Raw genomic sequence first — 14,422 nt, 5'->3', positions numbered from 1 at the left:
TGCCGTTGACGATGTCGATTGCGACACCAGAGTAAGCGGAGAGGCTGTGCGCAGGTGGGTCAGCCGGTCAAAGCCGATGGCCTTCCCTGCGTGACGGGTTGGGTGGAATCGAGGTGTGCCCAGGCGATCAGTCGGTGGCTGTGACCCCACTCCGGTTCGCAGGTGGTCAGGGTGAGGTAGCGGCCGGGGCCGGTGAAGCCGGACTTCCGCGGTACCGGGTCGATCACGCCGATGTCGGTGGGCAGGGTCGTGTAGGGGCGGTTGTCGATGCGGTAGGTGAACCACGTGGTGCCGTCGGTGAGGACCACGGCGTCCCCCGGGCGTAGTTGGGGGAAGTCCTTGAACGGGTCGCCGTAGGTGCGGCGGTGGCCGGCCACGGCGAAGTTGCCGGTCGCGCCGAGGCCGGCGGTGTGGTCGTAGTGGCCCAAGCCGCGCTGGAGGACGTCGGTCCCGGTGCCTTCCAGGACGGGCTTGGCCCAGTCCGGCCCGAGGCGGGGGATGTACATCACGGCGAAGGACCGGCCCGGTGCGGGGCGGCGGGGCGGGGCGGTGGGTGCGGGGGCGGGGGTGCCGGCGGCGACCGGGCCGGTGGACCACTGGTCCTGGAGCCTGCCGATCTCGCCGTCCATCGCGCTGTCCGCCCGGACCCCGGTCCAGTAGAGGAGGTAGACGACGAAGAGAACGATCAGTGCGCCGACGGTGAGGCAGATTTCGCTGGCCGTCCGTACGATCCACCGCACCGTCATCCGACCCGCCCCTCCCTGCCGGCCCGCGGGGTGCGGGCTACGGCTTCACAGGCTGTGCGTAGTGGAGATCCACTGTGCCGGAGTAGCCGGGAAGAGTCACCACCTCGTGCTGGTCGACTTTCCAGCCGAGGCCGTAGGCGTTGACGTACTGGAGGTAGTTCTGGATGGCGGGGGACGCGGTCAGCGCGCGGTTGAGGGCGTCGTGGTCGCCGACCGCGGTGATCTTGTAGGGCGGGGAGTAGACCTGGCCCTGGAGGATCAGGGTGTTGCCGACGCAGCGGACCGCGCTGGTGGAGATCAGCCGCTGGTCCATGACCTTGATGCCCTTGGCGCCGCCGTGCCAGAGAGCGTTCACCACGGCCTGGAGGTCCTGCTGGTGGATGACCAGGTCGTTGGGCTGGGGCTCGGGGATGCCGGGGATCTTGGCGGTGGCGTTCGGTGGGGCGTCGGTGAGCGTGACCGTCACGCCCTGGCCGGACACCGGCTTGGTGCCGGCGTTCTTCTCCAGGCTCTGGAGTGCGGCCTCCGCCGTGGCGGAGGGGGCGGTGTCACGGCGGGCGAGGGCATCGACCTCCGCGCGGAGGCCGGCGTTGCGCTCGTCCTGGGTGCCGTTCTTGTGGCTGCGTTCCTGGATGAGGTCGGACAGCCGCAGCATCGAGTCGTCCGAGCGGAGGTTGGTGCCGCGGGCGGTGTCGAAGCTGAGCCAGAACATCAGGCCGGCGAGGGCGAACACGAGGAGAGTGAGGAGCCGAACGGGCCGCAATCGGGCTCGGAGAGGGCGCCCGGGGGAGCCGGCGGAAGTGCTCAACGTACCCTTACTCCTTACGACGCCGCGGAAGCACTACGCTAACGGACGCCCGGGAAGGAATTCCGTTCCCCTCGTGTCCGTACCCTGGCTCCCGAACCGCTCCGCGCGGAGGGGGACCCCCCACTCACCGTGGAGAGTGGGGGAGCAGCACATCGACAGGAGAGTTCCTCGTGCCGAAGTCACGGATCCGCAAGAAGGACGACTTCACGCCGCCGCCGGCGAAGACCACCAACCTGAAGATGAATTCAGGCCGGGGTTGGGTCGCGCCACTGATGCTGGCGATGTTCGTCATCGGGCTTGCGTGGATCGTGCTGTTCTACGTCTCCGAGGGCGATCTGCCGATCAAGGCGATGGGCAACTGGAACATCGTGTGCGGCTTCGGCTTCATCGCGGTGGGGTTCGGCGTCTCCACGCAGTGGAAGTAGTGCGGGCTCGGCCCTGGGGATAGCGCAAGCCCTGCCCAAGGCCATCCACACAGTTATCCACAACCGGGGAAAACTTCAGAAGATCTGTGGATAACCCTCGGGAGGTTGACGCCGGTGTGACCGGCGGCACCTCCCGACGCCGGCCTCCGCCCCCGTTCCTTCCTGCGGAAACGCCGTTCGGCAAGGTGTGGAAGTCGACTTCTGCACAGCATGCACAAGATCCTTCACGGACTGTGGACAACGTGCCCCCGCGGGGCCTCAGCCCACCAGCTGAAGGGTCCGTACCCACACCACCGCGACGATCACGAGCAGGGCCAGCACGCACGTCCCGACGTGCACCGGCGTCCGGCGGTCCCGCGGTGCGTGCACCATCCCGAACGCCACCGCGGCGCCCACGATCAGCCCGCCGACGTGCGCCTGCCAGGCGATGTTCGGCCACAGGAACGTGAAGGCCAGGTTCAGGGCGAGCAGGATCAGCACCGGCTTCATGTCGTACCGCAGCCGGCGCATCAGCACGGCCGTGGCACCCAGCAGCCCGAAGATCGCGCCGGACGCCCCCAGCGACGGCTGGTTCTGCGCGACCAGGAAGTAGGACAGGGCACTGCCGCCCAGGCCGGAGAGCAGGTAGAGCGCGGTGAAGCGGAGTCGGCCGAGCGCCGCCTCCAGCGGCGGGCCCAGCCACCACAGCGAGAGCATGTTGAAGCCGATGTGCGCGATCTGCTGGTGCAGGAAGACCGCGGTCAGCAGGCGGTACCACTCGCCGTGGGCGACCCCGACCAGTTGGTAGCGGCTCGGGTCGACGGCCAGCCCGATCATGTCGAGCCGGTTGACCAGGTCACCATGGGTTGCGTACACCGCGATGAAGACGGCGACGTTGAGGCCCAGCAGGATCTTGGTGATCAGCCGCGGGTCGGCGGTGAGCATGCCGCCCGCTATCGTGCGCGGCGCACTGGCCTGCGGCGCCGGGCCGCTGCCACCGCCGTTGCGCACGCAGTCCGGGCACTGGAAGCCGACCGAGGCACTGATCATGCACTCCGGGCAGATCGGCCGGTCGCAGCGGGTGCAGCGGATGCCGGTCGGCCGGTCCGGGTGACGGTGGCAACCGGGCAGGCCGTCGTGGCCGTGCGCCTGCTGCGGCTCCTGCGGGCTGCCTGGCTGGTCCATCGGTCCCCTAAGTCCTCGTTCCCGTCGGGGCGCGGGCACCCGGCGCGGCGACCGCCCCACAACGAGCTGCGCGCCCCGTCTCCATCATCTACGACCGGACGGGGCGCGATGGTTCCCCGGATCGCACCGGGGCACCGGACCCGGGTCAGCGGGTCTCGATGACCACCGACTCGATGACGACGTCCTGCACCGGACGGTCGGTGCGCGGGTTGGTCTGGATCTCGGCGATGGTGTCCACGACCTTCTTGCTGGCCTCGTTGGTGACCTCACCGAAGATGGTGTGCTTGCCGGTCAGCCAGGCCGTCGGGGACACCGTGATGAAGAACTGCGAGCCGTTGGTGCCCGGGCCGGCGTTGGCCATCGCCAGCAGGTACGGCTTGGTGAACGCCAGGTCGGGGTGGAACTCGTCGGCGAACTTGTAGCCGGGGCCGCCGGTGCCGTTGCCCAGCGGGTCACCGCCCTGCAGCATGAAGCCACTGATCACGCGGTGGAAGACGGTGCCGTCGTAGAGACGGGCGGTGGTCTTCTGACCGGTGTTCGGGTCGATCCACTCCCGCTCGCCGTTGGCGAGCTCGACGAAGTTCTTGACCGTCTTGGGGGCGTGGTTCGGCAGAAGCCGGAGTTCGATGTCGCCCTGGTTCGTCTTCAGGGTGGCGTAGAGCTGCTCAGCCACGATCTACCTTCCATAAGTCTTCACTGACGGTCCCCGATCCTGTCATGAACCACCCGCCGGGCGCCGGGCCGCCACCTCTTGATGGGTTTCGCACTGATTTCTCGCGCATGGCGCGGTATCGCGTGGCATTGTCATCACAAGTCCAGGAAAGGCCCCCAATGACCCGGATGCCCGCTCGCACGTGCCGTGCGGGCAGGGAGCGGGCATGCTCGTCAATCGGGTGGACAGGCGACACAGCAGAGGCGGGGGAGCAGCCCCCAGACCCGGACCCCACCGAGGAGGAGGATCCCCGTGACCCGCAAGGACAGCGTGCGCGCCGCGACCCATACGGCCAAGGACGGCGTGCGGCACGCAGCGGAGGTGGTGGCTCCCTATGCCGGTACGGCCAAGGAGGCCGCTGTCCACTACTCACACGAGGCCCGCACCCGGCTTGCTCCCAAGGTTGCCGAGGCGGCCCATCAGGCCCGGACCCAGTACGACACCCATCTGTACCCGCGGATCGAGCACGCCCGCGGCGCCCTGCCGCCCAAGGTGGACGCGGTGGCGACCCGGGCCGCCCTCCGCACCCGCCAGGCCGCCCGCCAGGCCGCCGACTACACCACCCCGCGGCTGGAGAGCGCCGTGGTCAACGCCCGGGCGGCGGCCGAGCCGGTACGTGAGGAGGCGCTGGCCCGGGGCGCCGCCGCGCTGGCCGCACTCCGCGGGCAGGTGACGGCCGCGGAGATCGAGAAGCTCCAGAAGAAGCAGTGCCGCCGGGCGGCCTGCGGCAAGGCCGCCAAGCGGCTGGCACTGCTGGGCATCGTGGTGGCCGGCGCGGTCGCCGCCTGGAAGTGGTGGGACAAGCAGGCCAACCCGGACTGGCTGGTCGAGCCGCCGGCGCCCACCGAGGTCGGCGACCGCGGCCACCTGAGCGCCGTCGACGGCAGCCAGGGCACCCCGCCCGACCCCGATGTCCAGGCCAAGCAGGCCGAGACCGACTCCGACAAACGACGGGGTGACGGCTCCACCGCCTGATCCCCGGCCGCACCACCACCGGGCCGCGCCCCGCACCAGGGCGCGGCCCGGTGGCGCGCCGGCCCGGAACGACGGCGGGCCGGTCAGGACGCCGCGGACCCGGTCCCCTCCGCGGCCAGCGGATCGGCCCGTCGGGCCAGGTCCAGGAGGGCGCGCAGGGGCCGTTCGGCGACGCCGAGGCGGGGGTGCCACTGGGCGATGATGCTGACCGGGCGGAGCGGTTCGACGAGCCGGAGGGTGACCAGCTCGCCCTGCTCCAGCTCCCGGGCGACCGCCAGCGCCGGCAACAGCGAGATGCCCTGACCGTGGGCGGTCAGCCGGAGCAGCGCGGACAGCGAGCCGGTGACCGTCGCCAACTGCGCCCCGGCCAGCAGGTCCCGGCCCAGGCAGTCGACCAGCATCTCGGAGGTGCAGCCCGGCTCGGCGACCAGGAACGCGCAGTCCAGCAGCTGCTCCGGCAGCACCCGCTCCTGCTGGGCCAGCGGATGGGCGGGGCCGGCCACCAGCACCGTGCGGTCGTGGCCGACGACGGCGTGCGGGCCGACCGCCCGCCGCCCGTTGTCGTACTGGAACGCCACGTCCGATTCGCCCGCGACGAAGGCCCGGTGCACCCGGCCGCGGTTGCCCACCGTCAGCTCCACCTCGGCGCTCGTACCGGGCCCGGCCGCGCCGTACTCCAGGGCCGCCAGCACCTCCGGCATCCAGGCGTGCGCCAGCGACTCCTGGGCGCCGATCCGCAGCCGGGGGCGTTCGCCGCGGGCGGCCCGGCGCATCCGCTCTTCCAGTTCCAGCGCCTCGCGGGCGTGCGGCAGCAGCCGGCGGCCGGCGTCGGTGAGCGTGGCGCCGCTGCCCGCGCGCACCAGGACGGTGGCGTCCAACTCCGTCTCCAGGCGCTTGAGTTGGGCGCTCACACTGGACTGGGCGTAGCCCAACTCCTGGGCGGCGGCGGAGATTCCGCCGTGGTCGGCGACGGCGACGAAGGCGCGGAGGTAGCGTGAGTCCACCTCGCAAGGATGCCACCGGCCATCGAACTTTCCGATGGGGATATCGGAAGTACGGCGTCGCCGGCCGGCCCGCCTCCGGGCCACCGTGCCCCCATGACCACCGACACCCGCGCGCCGGCCACCGGCGCCACCGCACCGGCACCCGTCCGGTCCCGGCTCGCGTTCGCCGGCATCGCCACCGGCAACCTGCTCGTCCTCCTCGACACCACGATCCTCAACGTCGCCCTCCCCGACCTGCGGGGTTCACTGCGCCCGGCCGCCGCCGCGCTGCCCTGGACGGTCGACGCCTACACCGTCGTCTTCGCCGGGCTGCTGCTCGCCGCGGGCGTCTTCGCCGACCGCTGGGGCGCACGCCGGATGTACGTCGGGGCGCTGATCGGCTTCGCGGGCCTGTCCGCGCTCTGCGCCGTGGCGCCCGGCGCCGGTTCGCTGATCGCCGGGCGGGCGCTGCTGGGGGCGGCCGGCGCCGGGCTGGTGCCGGCCTCGCTGGCGCTGCTCATCGCGCTCTACCCGGATCCCGCGCGGCGCACCCGCGCGATCGGCGCCTGGGCGGCGCTGAGCGGACTGGGCGCGGCGGCCGGGCCCGTACTGGGCGGCGGACTCGTCGAACTCGGCGGCTGGCGGCTGGTGTTCCTGGTGAACCCGCCGATCGCGCTGGCCGCGCTGCTGCTCGCCCGCCGGCTCCCGACGCCCCCCGCACCGGCCGCCGGCGCGACCGGGCGCGCCCTGGACCGAGCCGGGCTGCTGCTGTCCACCGGTGCGCTCGGCGCGCTCACCTTCGGCCTGGTCGAGGCCGGCATCGAGGGCTGGTCCGCGCCGACCGCCTGGGTGCCGATCGCGGCGGCGGTGCTCGCCTTCGCCGCGCTGACCGTCGTGGAACGCCGGGTCCCGGCGCCCGTACTGCCGCCCGCGCTGCTGGCACTGCCCCGGGTACGGGCCGCCATGCTGGCCGCCGCGGTGTCCTGCTTCGCCTACTTCGGCGGGATGTACCTGCTCGCCCTGTGGCTACAGCGCACCTACGCGCTCTCGCCGTTCGCCGCCGGGCTGGCCTCGCTCCCCCTCACCTTCCCGGTGTGCGTGATGCCGTTCTTCACCGGGCGACTGGTGGCCCGGCACGGCGCCCGGCCGGTGCTGCTGACCGGGATGACCGCCACCGCGCTGGCCGGGGCACTGCTGCTGCTCGCCGGCGGCCGGCCCCCGCTCCCCCTGCTCCTGGTCGCCGAGCTGGCGCTGGCCGCCGCGGGCACCCTCTCCATCCCGGGTGCCGCCGCCGAGATGGCCGTCGCCGCACCGACCGAACTGGCCGCCACCGCGCAGGGCGCCCTCAACGGGATCCGGCAGGCGGGCTCGGCGCTGGGCGTCGCGGTCCTGGGCACCGTGGGCGGGCTGCCGGACGCGGGCGGGGTGCTCGTCGTCGCCGGGCTCGCCGCGGTCGTACTGATCTTCCGCTCGGGCGCCACGGCCCGCCGGTGACGGCAGCCGCCGCGCGGCCACGGCCCGCCGCAGCGGCACACAAAACCCCTCCGACCGCGTTCCCGCAGGTCGGAGGGGTTTGGGGGTGGAGCCTAGGGGAGTCGAACCCCTGACATCTGCCATGCAAAGACAGCGCTCTACCAACTGAGCTAAGGCCCCTTCGCCGAACAGGGTACCCGGTGTCGGGGTGCTTTCCCGACCGGGTATCGCCGCGCACCGTCGCTCTCCGTAGGATGCTTCGCGAGATTCGCGGCAGCGAAGCGCGATCGGGGATACAGGGGAGACGGCATGGATGCAGCACAGCAGGAAGCCACCGCGCGGGCCCGGGAGCTCCAGCGCAGTTGGTACGGGGAGCCTCTGGGCGCGCTGTTCCGTCGGCTCATCGACGATCTCGGGCTGAACCAGGCCCGGCTGGCCGCGGTGCTCGGACTGTCCGCCCCGATGTTGTCCCAGCTGATGAGCGGGCAGCGCGCGAAGATAGGCAACCCGGCCGTGGTGCAGCGGGTGCAAGCGCTGCAAGAGCTGGCCGGTCAGGTCGCGGACGGCAGCGTCAGCGCCGCCGAGGCCACCGACCGGATGGAAGAGATCAAGAAGACGGCGGGCGGGTCGGTGCTGAACAACACCACCCAGACCACGTCGTCGACGGGCGCCACCACGGTGCGACGGGTGGTGCGGGAGATCCAGTCGCTGCTGCGGTCGGTCTCCGACGCCGGCGAGATCATCGACGCGGCGAACAGCCTCGCTGCCACCCACCCCGAGCTGGCAGAGTTCCTCCGGGTCTACGGTGCCGGCCGCACCGCCGACGCGGTCGCCCACTACGAGGCGCACCAGAGCTGACCAATCGCGGACGGCCGCCGGGGAGTTGGCCGTAGGGAGTCGTGATCCAGAAGCGGACGGGGCGCAATGGGTGAGATCTTCGCCGGTCGGTACGAGCTCGTGGACCCGATCGGTCGGGGCGGGGTGGGCGCCGTCTGGCGCGCCTGGGACCACCGGCGCCGCCGTTACGTGGCGGCCAAAGTGCTGCAGCAGAGCGACGCGCACACCCTGCTGCGCTTCGTCCGGGAGCAGGCACTGCGGATCGATCATCCGCATGTGCTGGCCCCGGCGAGTTGGGCCGCGGACGACGACAAGGTGCTGTTCACCATGGACCTGGTGCACGGCGGCTCGTTGGCCCATCTGACCGGGGACTACGGCCCGTTGCCGCCGCGGATGGTGTGCACGCTGATGGACCAGCTGCTGGCCGGGCTGACCGCCGTGCACGCCGAGGGCGTGGTGCACCGGGACATCAAACCGGCGAACATCCTGCTGGAGGCCACCGGCACCGGCCGCCCACACCTGCGACTGTCCGACTTCGGCATCGCCATGCGCAAGGGCGAGCCGCGGCTGACCGAGACCAACTACGTGGTGGGGACGCCGGGTTACTTCGCTCCGGAGCAGATGTTGGGCGCCGAGCCGGACTTCCCCGCGGACCTGTTCGCGGCGGGGCTGGTCGCGCTCAGCCTGATCACCGGCGCCAAGCCGGACACCGAGGCGCTGGTCCGGCGGTTCGCGGAGCACGGCATACCGAACGCGCCCGAGGACGTGCCGGAGCCGCTGTGGCAGGTGCTGGCGTCGCTGCTGCACCCCGATCCGGAGGCCCGGTTCAAGACCGCGACGGGGGCGCGGAAGGCGCTGCTGGCGGCGGCCGAGCTGCTGCCGGAGGCGACCATCGAGGACGAGGTCATCGAGGTCTTCGACCACATCGGGCCGCTGCCGGCCGGGTTCGCCCCGGACGGGCCGCTGCGCGGCGCGCCGGCCGGCGACGCCACCGGGAGCACCACCGTGGCCGCCGCGGGGAGCACGGAGCCCACCGACAGCGGCGGGCGCCCGGCCGCCGGCCCGGCCTCCCTCTCGGACACCGGGAGCTTCCACCTCGCGCCGCCGGAGCTGCCCGTTCCGCCGCAGCCGAGCACCCCGCCGCCACCGGCCCCGCCGACCACCGCGCCGTCCCTGGGCACCCCGCCGCGCGGCACCGTCCCGGCCCCGCCGACCACCCCGCCCCGGACCCCGCCGCCGGCCCCGGTCCCGGCGCCGATGCCGCGGTACGAGCCGACGGCCGCGGCGCACCCGGAGGCGTCCCCGACCCGTCCGTACACCGCCGGGCAGCCGCCGCTGCCGGGGCAGCCCCCGACCGGGGGCGTCCGGGTGCCGGCGGCGCCTCCCCCGGCCGCGCCGGTACGGAAACCGGGACCGCCCCCGAAGGTCGCGGTCCCGGTCCTGATCGTGGCGCTGCTGTGCATCGCGGTCGGGGTGTGGGCGCTGTTCGCCGCCTGAGCGGCGGGCGCCCGGCCGACAGGCCGGCCGGCTAGCCGTCCAGCGGCGGTGCGGACCGGCGAGGCGACGCCTGGGTCGTCTGCTGGTCCATGGGCAGCACCGGAACCGGTCGGGCGTCGCCCCGGCGGGCCAGCACCGTCCAGGCGCCCAGCCCGGCCAGCAGCACCACCCCGGCACCGATCCCGGCGTACGCCACCACCGTCAGGGGGCCGCCCGCCCCCTGCGCGGGCCGTCCCATGGCGTCGTCGCCGGGCGTGAGGCCGAAGTCGCCGGCCGGTGACACGTAGCCGGGGCCGGCCTGCGGGGTGCCGCGGACGTCCGCCCGGAGGGTGAGGGCGGCGCCCTGCGGGAAGGCCACCGCGGTGCGCGAGCTGAGGGTGACCGCCACGTAGTACCAGCCCGCGCAGCGCATCCCCGCGACTGCGCGGTCCGGTGCCGAGCGGTTGCCGTAGGCCACCGGCGCGGTGAACGCCTTGGCGGCGGCCGGTTTCCCCTCGTACGGGACGAAGCTGCCCGCGCTGACCACGCCGCGCGCCGGGTTGTAGACGGCGAGGCCGAGGGCGCTGGGGACGAACGTGGTGGAGGGGGCGGTGGAGTTGGGGAGTTCCGCGCTGAGGTTCAGCCGCTGGCCCCAGTCCACCGGGACGCGGTAGAAGCGGGTCTCGCCGGGGGTGAGGTGGTCCTTCCAGACGCCCTTGCGGACCGTGGCGGCGTCGTTGAAGCCGGTGCCGCCCAGGGCCTGACGGGTGGTGCCGTCCGTGGGCGGAGCGGGCGTGGCGGAGCTCCAACTGCCGGCGGCCGGCGGGGACGGGGGCTTGCCCTTGAGCGCGGGTTCGGTGAGGTAGCCGATCTCGACGGGCCAGGGCTCGGGGCCGGAGGTCGCCGGGCCCTCGCGGCTGACCACCACGTAGTAGGGGCCGGCGTGCTGGCAGCTCGGGACGTCCGGGCCGATCAGGCGGGCGGCGTAGTCGGCGACCGGGTAGGCGGTGCCGCCGCTGTGGAACTGCGCGGTCCCGTCCGGGCCGCAGGTGGTGCCGCTGCTGTCCTCGATCTTGACGGTCAGTCGGTCGGTGTAGTCCTCGACCTTGGTACCCGGGCGGGGCGCGGCGACCGCCGAGAAGTAGGCGTTGCTGGTGCCGTCGAGAGCGACGGCGTAGTGCCTGGTCTCGCCGCGCCGGATGGTGTCGGCGTACTGTCCGCGGTCGAGCCGCGGAGCGTCCGCCGTGCTCGCGGCGCCGTTGACGGGCGTGCCGTCGGAGGCCATCTGGTAACCCGGCACGCCGTCGGCCGCGGCCGACGCTCCCGTCGTGAGCGCCAGCAGGGCCAGCGCCGCCAGAGCGGCCGGCCCCCGGCGTCCCGCCATGTGGCGCGTCATCGCGTGCCTCTCCCGCCGCCCGCACCGCCCGTTCCCGGCTTCCGACGGGCCCAGACGTACGACAGGCCGAGGCCGGCCAGCAGCAGGACGCCCAGCCCGCCGACGGAGACCCCGGCGACCCGGATCGCGGGCCAGCCGCCGCCCGCCGTGCCGGTGGCCACCGGACCCGAACCGTCGTCGATCGCCTCGCCCTTGACGGCCGCCGCACCGGCCTCCGGTCCGGCCTTTGCCTGCCCCAGGACGGCGACCCGCAGCACCACGCCGATCTGCGGGTTCTCCGCGATCTGGGCCGTCCTCGCCCCGAGCGTGACCGCGATGTAGAAGTCGCCCTTGGCGTGGACGGGGATGACGTTGGGGTGCGTCTCGTAGCGGTTGGTCCAGGAAACCGGCACCGTCCCCATGCTCAGCGAGGCCGGCCGCCCGTTGTACGGCACCTGCGGCGTGAAGACCCCGGTCCCGCTGCCGACGGGAGCCCGGAACGGCGTATAGACCTGGGTGCTGCCGAACGAGGTGTGGGAGCTCTGGCCTGACCGCGGTTCGTTGGCGAACTCCACGTCGTAGCGCAGCTGTTGGCCCCAGCTGACCGGCACCTTGTACCAGATCGTCTGCGCGGGCAGGATCCGGTCCCGCCAGACGCCCGGGCCCAGCGACCGGGCGTCGTTGAAGCCGGTGCCACCGGTGACGTCCTTGGGCGGCGTGGTGGGCAGCGTGGCGCCCTTGCCGCCCGCGCCGTACTCCGGGGCCGACTGGGCGGGGGTGGTGCCCTTCGCCAGCGGATGTTCCACGTGAAACATCAGCTCCACCGGCCAGGCCGCGGCGTCCGATCCGGTGTCCGCGCGGCGCTCGACGACCAGCCAGTACCGGCCCGGCTTGTCGCAGGTCCCGGTGCCGCTCTGCGACGGGATGCGGCTGACACCCGAGGTCAACGGCGTGGCACCCTCCCGCTGACCGAACATCGCGGTGGAGGACTGGCAGCTGCCGTCCGCGTCGTACGCGATCTGGGTGCGCAGGGTGTCGAGAGAGCCGATCGCCGAGCCGGACGGCGGCACCACGGTGGCGGAGAAGTCGGCCACCGAGGCCGCGTCCAGGTCGACGGCGTAGTACCGCTTTTCGTTGGGGCCGATGCTGTCCAGGTACTGCCCGGGGCCGACGACCGGCGCGCCCTTCCGGTCGCCCGTCCCATGGACCTCGTTGCCTTGGAACCGGTAGCCGGCCGCGGAGAGTTGACCCGCGCGCTGCAACTGACGGGCGAGCGACTGGGCGTCAGGAGCGTCGTAGTACTGGCCGTTGCCGGACTTGGCGATGCACTCCAGCTGGTTGCGGGCCGTGCCGGCCACCTGGAAGCCGACGACGTCGACGTGCAGATCGACGCCGGAAGCGGCGAGTTGGGAGGCGATCTGGCAGGGCTGTGGAGTCCGGCAGGTGTCCTCGCCATCGGAGATCAGCACGATGGTGCGCTTGCCGATCGCACCGGCGGCCGGCTTGGGGAGGTCCTGGGCGGCCTTGGCCAGGGAGAGCCCGATGGGGGTGTCGCCCTTGGGGGTCACGCCCGCGACGGCCTGCTTGAGGCCGGCCCGGTCCAGCGGGGCGACGGGCCGGGCGAGCCGGGTGTCGTCACAGCCCTTGGGCTTGTCCGCGCCGTAGACCCGCAGTCCGGTGGGGTAGCCCTCGGGCAGGGCGTCGACGACGGTGCCGACGGCCTTGCGGGCGGCGGCGATGCGTGTGCCACCGGCCCCGTCGCTGCCGGCCATCGAGCCGGAGGAGTCGAGGACCATCACCAGTCCGCTGCCCTCGGCGGACGGTGTCGCCCGCGGGGCCGCCGCGGCCGGCAACACCACCGCGGCCGGTAGCACCGCTGCGGCCAGGGCCAGCAGCGCCCGCCCCCAAGCCCTCAACTTCGTTCGATCAGGGGGTACCCCCACCTCCAGCGCCACCGCCCCCCTGCGTGGTGGTCGTGCCATGCCCTCGTCCCCCTCGCGTCTGCCGGTCACAGCCCGGACATCGACTTCACAGCCAGCGACTTTGCCACTGCAACCCATCAATGTGCGATAGCAAACCCAGGAGCCCTCTGCCCGCCCCCGACACGTACGAAACCCCGGCCGCCCTTGGGCAACCGGGGTCCATACGAACTGTGCTGTGCGTGTGGTCTCACACACCCGAACCTGCGGGCACGGAGTCGGTCGCCTCCGTCCACAGATCCTGCTCGGCGCGATCCGCCTGGATCTGGCGGTACACGAGGAGCCCGCCGATGGCGGCCAGTGCGACCAGGAGAAGCTTCTTCACCGCGCGACCTCGTCTTTCGTTGACGTGAGGGACCCTATGTCGGCCGATGATACACACCGGTCGATACCGATCGGTTATCTAGCCCGCACTCGGCAACACCCCGTCCGGAGGCGCCGGAGGGCCCCAACTCCCGCTCCTTCACAACGAATCGCGCCCGGCGTCCGTTCCCGCCCCCCGACGGGCCACCACCGGCCGGCAAAAGCAGCGGCCCGGCCGGAGAAATCTCCGGCCGGGCCGTGTGTGCGGTGCGGCTACCAGGACTTGAACCTGGGGCCTCTTCCTTATCAGGGAAGCGCTCTAACCGTCTGAGCTATAGCCGCTCGCTCGCTGCAACGAAAGATTAGCGCACTTCAGAGGCGTTCCCAAAATCGGTTCCCGAAGCCTTGGGAACGCCCGGCGCCACGCCCCACCAGGAGCACTCACTCGTCCTCCGCGAGCGTCAGCTCCACGCCGCCCACGAAGCCCGCCGACAGGTTGTAGATGAAGGAGCCGAGGGTGGCCAGCGCGGTCGCCAGCACCACGTCGATCACCGCGATGACCGAGGTGAACAGCAGCACCCGCGGCAGCGAGAGGAACGACTGCAGGTCGAAGCCACCGCCCTCGGCGGAGCCGGTCGCCTCGCTGATCGTCTTGCCGACGGTGGAGAAGACGCCCATCGCGTCCATCACCATCCACAGGACCGCCACCGCCACCACCGTGCAGATACCCAGCGCGATGGACAGCAGGAAGCTCACCTTCATCACGGACCAGGGGTCGGTACGCGCCACCCGAAGCCGGGCCTTACGCGTCCGCGGGGCGGTGCTGGCGCCCGTACGCGGCTTGCGCACGGCCTGCCCGGCTCCGGCCTCTCCACCGTCCGTGCGGTACGCCTGGGGCGGCTGGTACGGCTGCTGAGCGCCGCCCTGCGGCTGTCCCTGGTCGCCGCCCCGGCTCTGCGGCTGGGGTTGCGGCTGGGGCTGGGGTTGCGGCTGTCGGCTGTTGGTCACGGTTCCCCCCTCGTGGGCGCCCTCGTCCCGGGTGCCGTCGGACGCGACGGAGCCACGGGCGCTGCGTTCCTTCTCGGTTGCGGATTCCGCCTCGGAGTCCGATGTGACTCCGGCTTCACCCGTCGCAGCGCCCGTGGCTCCACTCACGACCTACTCCT

The 14,422-nt window shown here is 72.6% G+C and carries 14 protein-coding genes and 2 tRNA genes; 5 read left to right on the top strand and 11 right to left on the bottom strand.

What is annotated here, in order from left to right:
* Positions 1 to 59 precede the first annotated feature (59 nt).
* Together ACFVT2_RS02130 and ACFVT2_RS02125 are read right to left on the bottom strand one after the other, a co-directional pair.
* Positions 60 to 746: a class E sortase gene (locus ACFVT2_RS02130; RefSeq protein WP_390010962.1), complete on the bottom strand. Its 687-nt coding sequence runs from the start codon at positions 744 to 746 to the stop codon at positions 60 to 62.
* A 37-nt stretch (positions 747 to 783) separates the two neighbouring features.
* Positions 784 to 1,554 (bottom strand): DUF881 domain-containing protein, encoded by a 771-nt coding sequence (locus tag ACFVT2_RS02125; protein WP_390010960.1) that lies wholly within the window; start codon positions 1,552 to 1,554, stop codon positions 784 to 786.
* A gap of 170 nt (positions 1,555 to 1,724) precedes the next feature.
* Between ACFVT2_RS02125 and crgA the strand changes: the two genes are divergently transcribed.
* Positions 1,725 to 1,979 (top strand): cell division protein CrgA, encoded by a 255-nt coding sequence (crgA, locus tag ACFVT2_RS02120; RefSeq protein ID WP_390010958.1) that lies wholly within the window; start codon positions 1,725 to 1,727, stop codon positions 1,977 to 1,979.
* 258 nt (positions 1,980 to 2,237) lie between these two features.
* Here the strand turns inward: crgA and ACFVT2_RS02115 are convergent, their stop codons facing one another.
* Both ACFVT2_RS02115 and ACFVT2_RS02110 read right to left on the bottom strand, forming a co-directional pair.
* On the bottom strand, positions 2,238 to 3,143 hold the full coding sequence (locus tag ACFVT2_RS02115; protein ID WP_390010956.1) for a rhomboid family intramembrane serine protease: 906 nt from the start codon (positions 3,141 to 3,143) through the stop codon (positions 2,238 to 2,240).
* A gap of 145 nt (positions 3,144 to 3,288) precedes the next feature.
* The gene (locus tag ACFVT2_RS02110; protein ID WP_390010954.1) at positions 3,289 to 3,816 is read right to left on the bottom strand and encodes a peptidylprolyl isomerase; all 528 of its coding nucleotides are present in this window, start codon (positions 3,814 to 3,816) and stop codon (positions 3,289 to 3,291) included.
* 291 nt (positions 3,817 to 4,107) lie between these two features.
* Between ACFVT2_RS02110 and ACFVT2_RS02105 the strand changes: the two genes are divergently transcribed.
* Positions 4,108 to 4,830: a DUF5324 family protein gene (locus ACFVT2_RS02105; protein WP_390010952.1), complete on the top strand. Its 723-nt coding sequence runs from the start codon at positions 4,108 to 4,110 to the stop codon at positions 4,828 to 4,830.
* An 83-nt stretch (positions 4,831 to 4,913) separates the two neighbouring features.
* Here the strand turns inward: ACFVT2_RS02105 and ACFVT2_RS02100 are convergent, their stop codons facing one another.
* On the bottom strand, positions 4,914 to 5,834 hold the full coding sequence (locus ACFVT2_RS02100) for a LysR family transcriptional regulator (RefSeq protein WP_390010951.1): 921 nt from the start codon (positions 5,832 to 5,834) through the stop codon (positions 4,914 to 4,916).
* Positions 5,835 to 5,927: 93 nt separating this feature from the next.
* Here ACFVT2_RS02100 and ACFVT2_RS02095 point away from each other — a divergent pair, with 93 nt between their 5' ends.
* Positions 5,928 to 7,307: an MFS transporter gene (locus ACFVT2_RS02095; RefSeq protein WP_390010950.1), complete on the top strand. Its 1,380-nt coding sequence runs from the start codon at positions 5,928 to 5,930 to the stop codon at positions 7,305 to 7,307.
* An 86-nt stretch (positions 7,308 to 7,393) separates the two neighbouring features.
* Here ACFVT2_RS02095 and ACFVT2_RS02090 read toward each other — a convergent pair.
* Positions 7,394 to 7,466 (bottom strand) — tRNA-Ala (locus ACFVT2_RS02090).
* Positions 7,467 to 7,595: 129 nt separating this feature from the next.
* Between ACFVT2_RS02090 and ACFVT2_RS02085 the strand changes: the two genes are divergently transcribed.
* Positions 7,596 to 8,144, top strand: coding sequence for a helix-turn-helix domain-containing protein (locus tag ACFVT2_RS02085; protein ID WP_390010948.1), 549 nt, complete (start codon positions 7,596 to 7,598; stop codon positions 8,142 to 8,144).
* A gap of 66 nt (positions 8,145 to 8,210) precedes the next feature.
* Positions 8,211 to 9,620: a serine/threonine-protein kinase gene (locus tag ACFVT2_RS02080; protein ID WP_390010946.1), complete on the top strand. Its 1,410-nt coding sequence runs from the start codon at positions 8,211 to 8,213 to the stop codon at positions 9,618 to 9,620.
* A gap of 31 nt (positions 9,621 to 9,651) precedes the next feature.
* On the opposite strand, the gene ACFVT2_RS02075 is transcribed toward ACFVT2_RS02080, so the two are convergent.
* From ACFVT2_RS02075 to ACFVT2_RS02055, 5 genes are all read right to left on the bottom strand, one after another.
* The gene (locus tag ACFVT2_RS02075) at positions 9,652 to 10,995 is read right to left on the bottom strand and encodes a hypothetical protein (RefSeq protein ID WP_390010944.1); all 1,344 of its coding nucleotides are present in this window, start codon (positions 10,993 to 10,995) and stop codon (positions 9,652 to 9,654) included.
* Complete coding sequence (locus tag ACFVT2_RS02070) at positions 10,992 to 12,956, bottom strand: VWA domain-containing protein (RefSeq protein WP_390010942.1); 1,965 nt, start codon at positions 12,954 to 12,956, stop codon at positions 10,992 to 10,994. The genes ACFVT2_RS02075 and ACFVT2_RS02070 overlap by 4 nt, the downstream gene beginning before the upstream one ends.
* A gap of 187 nt (positions 12,957 to 13,143) precedes the next feature.
* Complete coding sequence (locus ACFVT2_RS02065; RefSeq protein ID WP_003958712.1) at positions 13,144 to 13,278, bottom strand: DLW-39 family protein; 135 nt, start codon at positions 13,276 to 13,278, stop codon at positions 13,144 to 13,146.
* Between the two features lie 246 nt (positions 13,279 to 13,524).
* Positions 13,525 to 13,598: transfer RNA gene (locus tag ACFVT2_RS02060), tRNA-Ile, on the bottom strand.
* A gap of 99 nt (positions 13,599 to 13,697) precedes the next feature.
* A complete protein-coding gene (locus ACFVT2_RS02055; RefSeq protein ID WP_390010941.1) occupies positions 13,698 to 14,411 on the bottom strand; it encodes a DUF3566 domain-containing protein in 714 nt (237 codons plus the stop codon).
* Positions 14,412 to 14,422 lie beyond the last annotated feature (11 nt).

Origin of the sequence: Streptomyces sp. NPDC058000 (assembly GCF_042886435.1) — a bacterium.
Classification (GTDB): Bacteria; Actinomycetota; Actinomycetes; order Streptomycetales; family Streptomycetaceae; genus Streptomyces.
Note: the sequence above shows the minus strand (reverse complement) of the source record. Positions and strands in the feature narration are given on the sequence as shown.

Bases quoted from the DNA above. Each gene is read 5' to 3' on its own strand.
- ACFVT2_RS02130 (WP_390010962.1), bottom strand. From the start codon at position 746: ATGACGGTGCGGTGGATCGTACGGACGGCCAGCGAAATCTGCCTCACC.
- ACFVT2_RS02115 (WP_390010956.1), bottom strand. From the start codon at position 3,143: ATGGACCAGCCAGGCAGCCCGCAGGAGCCGCAGCAGGCGCACGGCCAC.
- ACFVT2_RS02095 (WP_390010950.1), top strand. From the start codon at position 5,928: ATGACCACCGACACCCGCGCGCCGGCCACCGGCGCCACCGCACCGGCA.
- ACFVT2_RS02085 (WP_390010948.1), top strand. From the start codon at position 7,596: ATGGATGCAGCACAGCAGGAAGCCACCGCGCGGGCCCGGGAGCTCCAG.
- ACFVT2_RS02080 (WP_390010946.1), top strand. From the start codon at position 8,211: ATGGGTGAGATCTTCGCCGGTCGGTACGAGCTCGTGGACCCGATCGGT.
- ACFVT2_RS02075 (WP_390010944.1), bottom strand. From the start codon at position 10,995: ATGACGCGCCACATGGCGGGACGCCGGGGGCCGGCCGCTCTGGCGGCG.
- ACFVT2_RS02070 (WP_390010942.1), bottom strand. From the start codon at position 12,956: ATGGCACGACCACCACGCAGGGGGGCGGTGGCGCTGGAGGTGGGGGTA.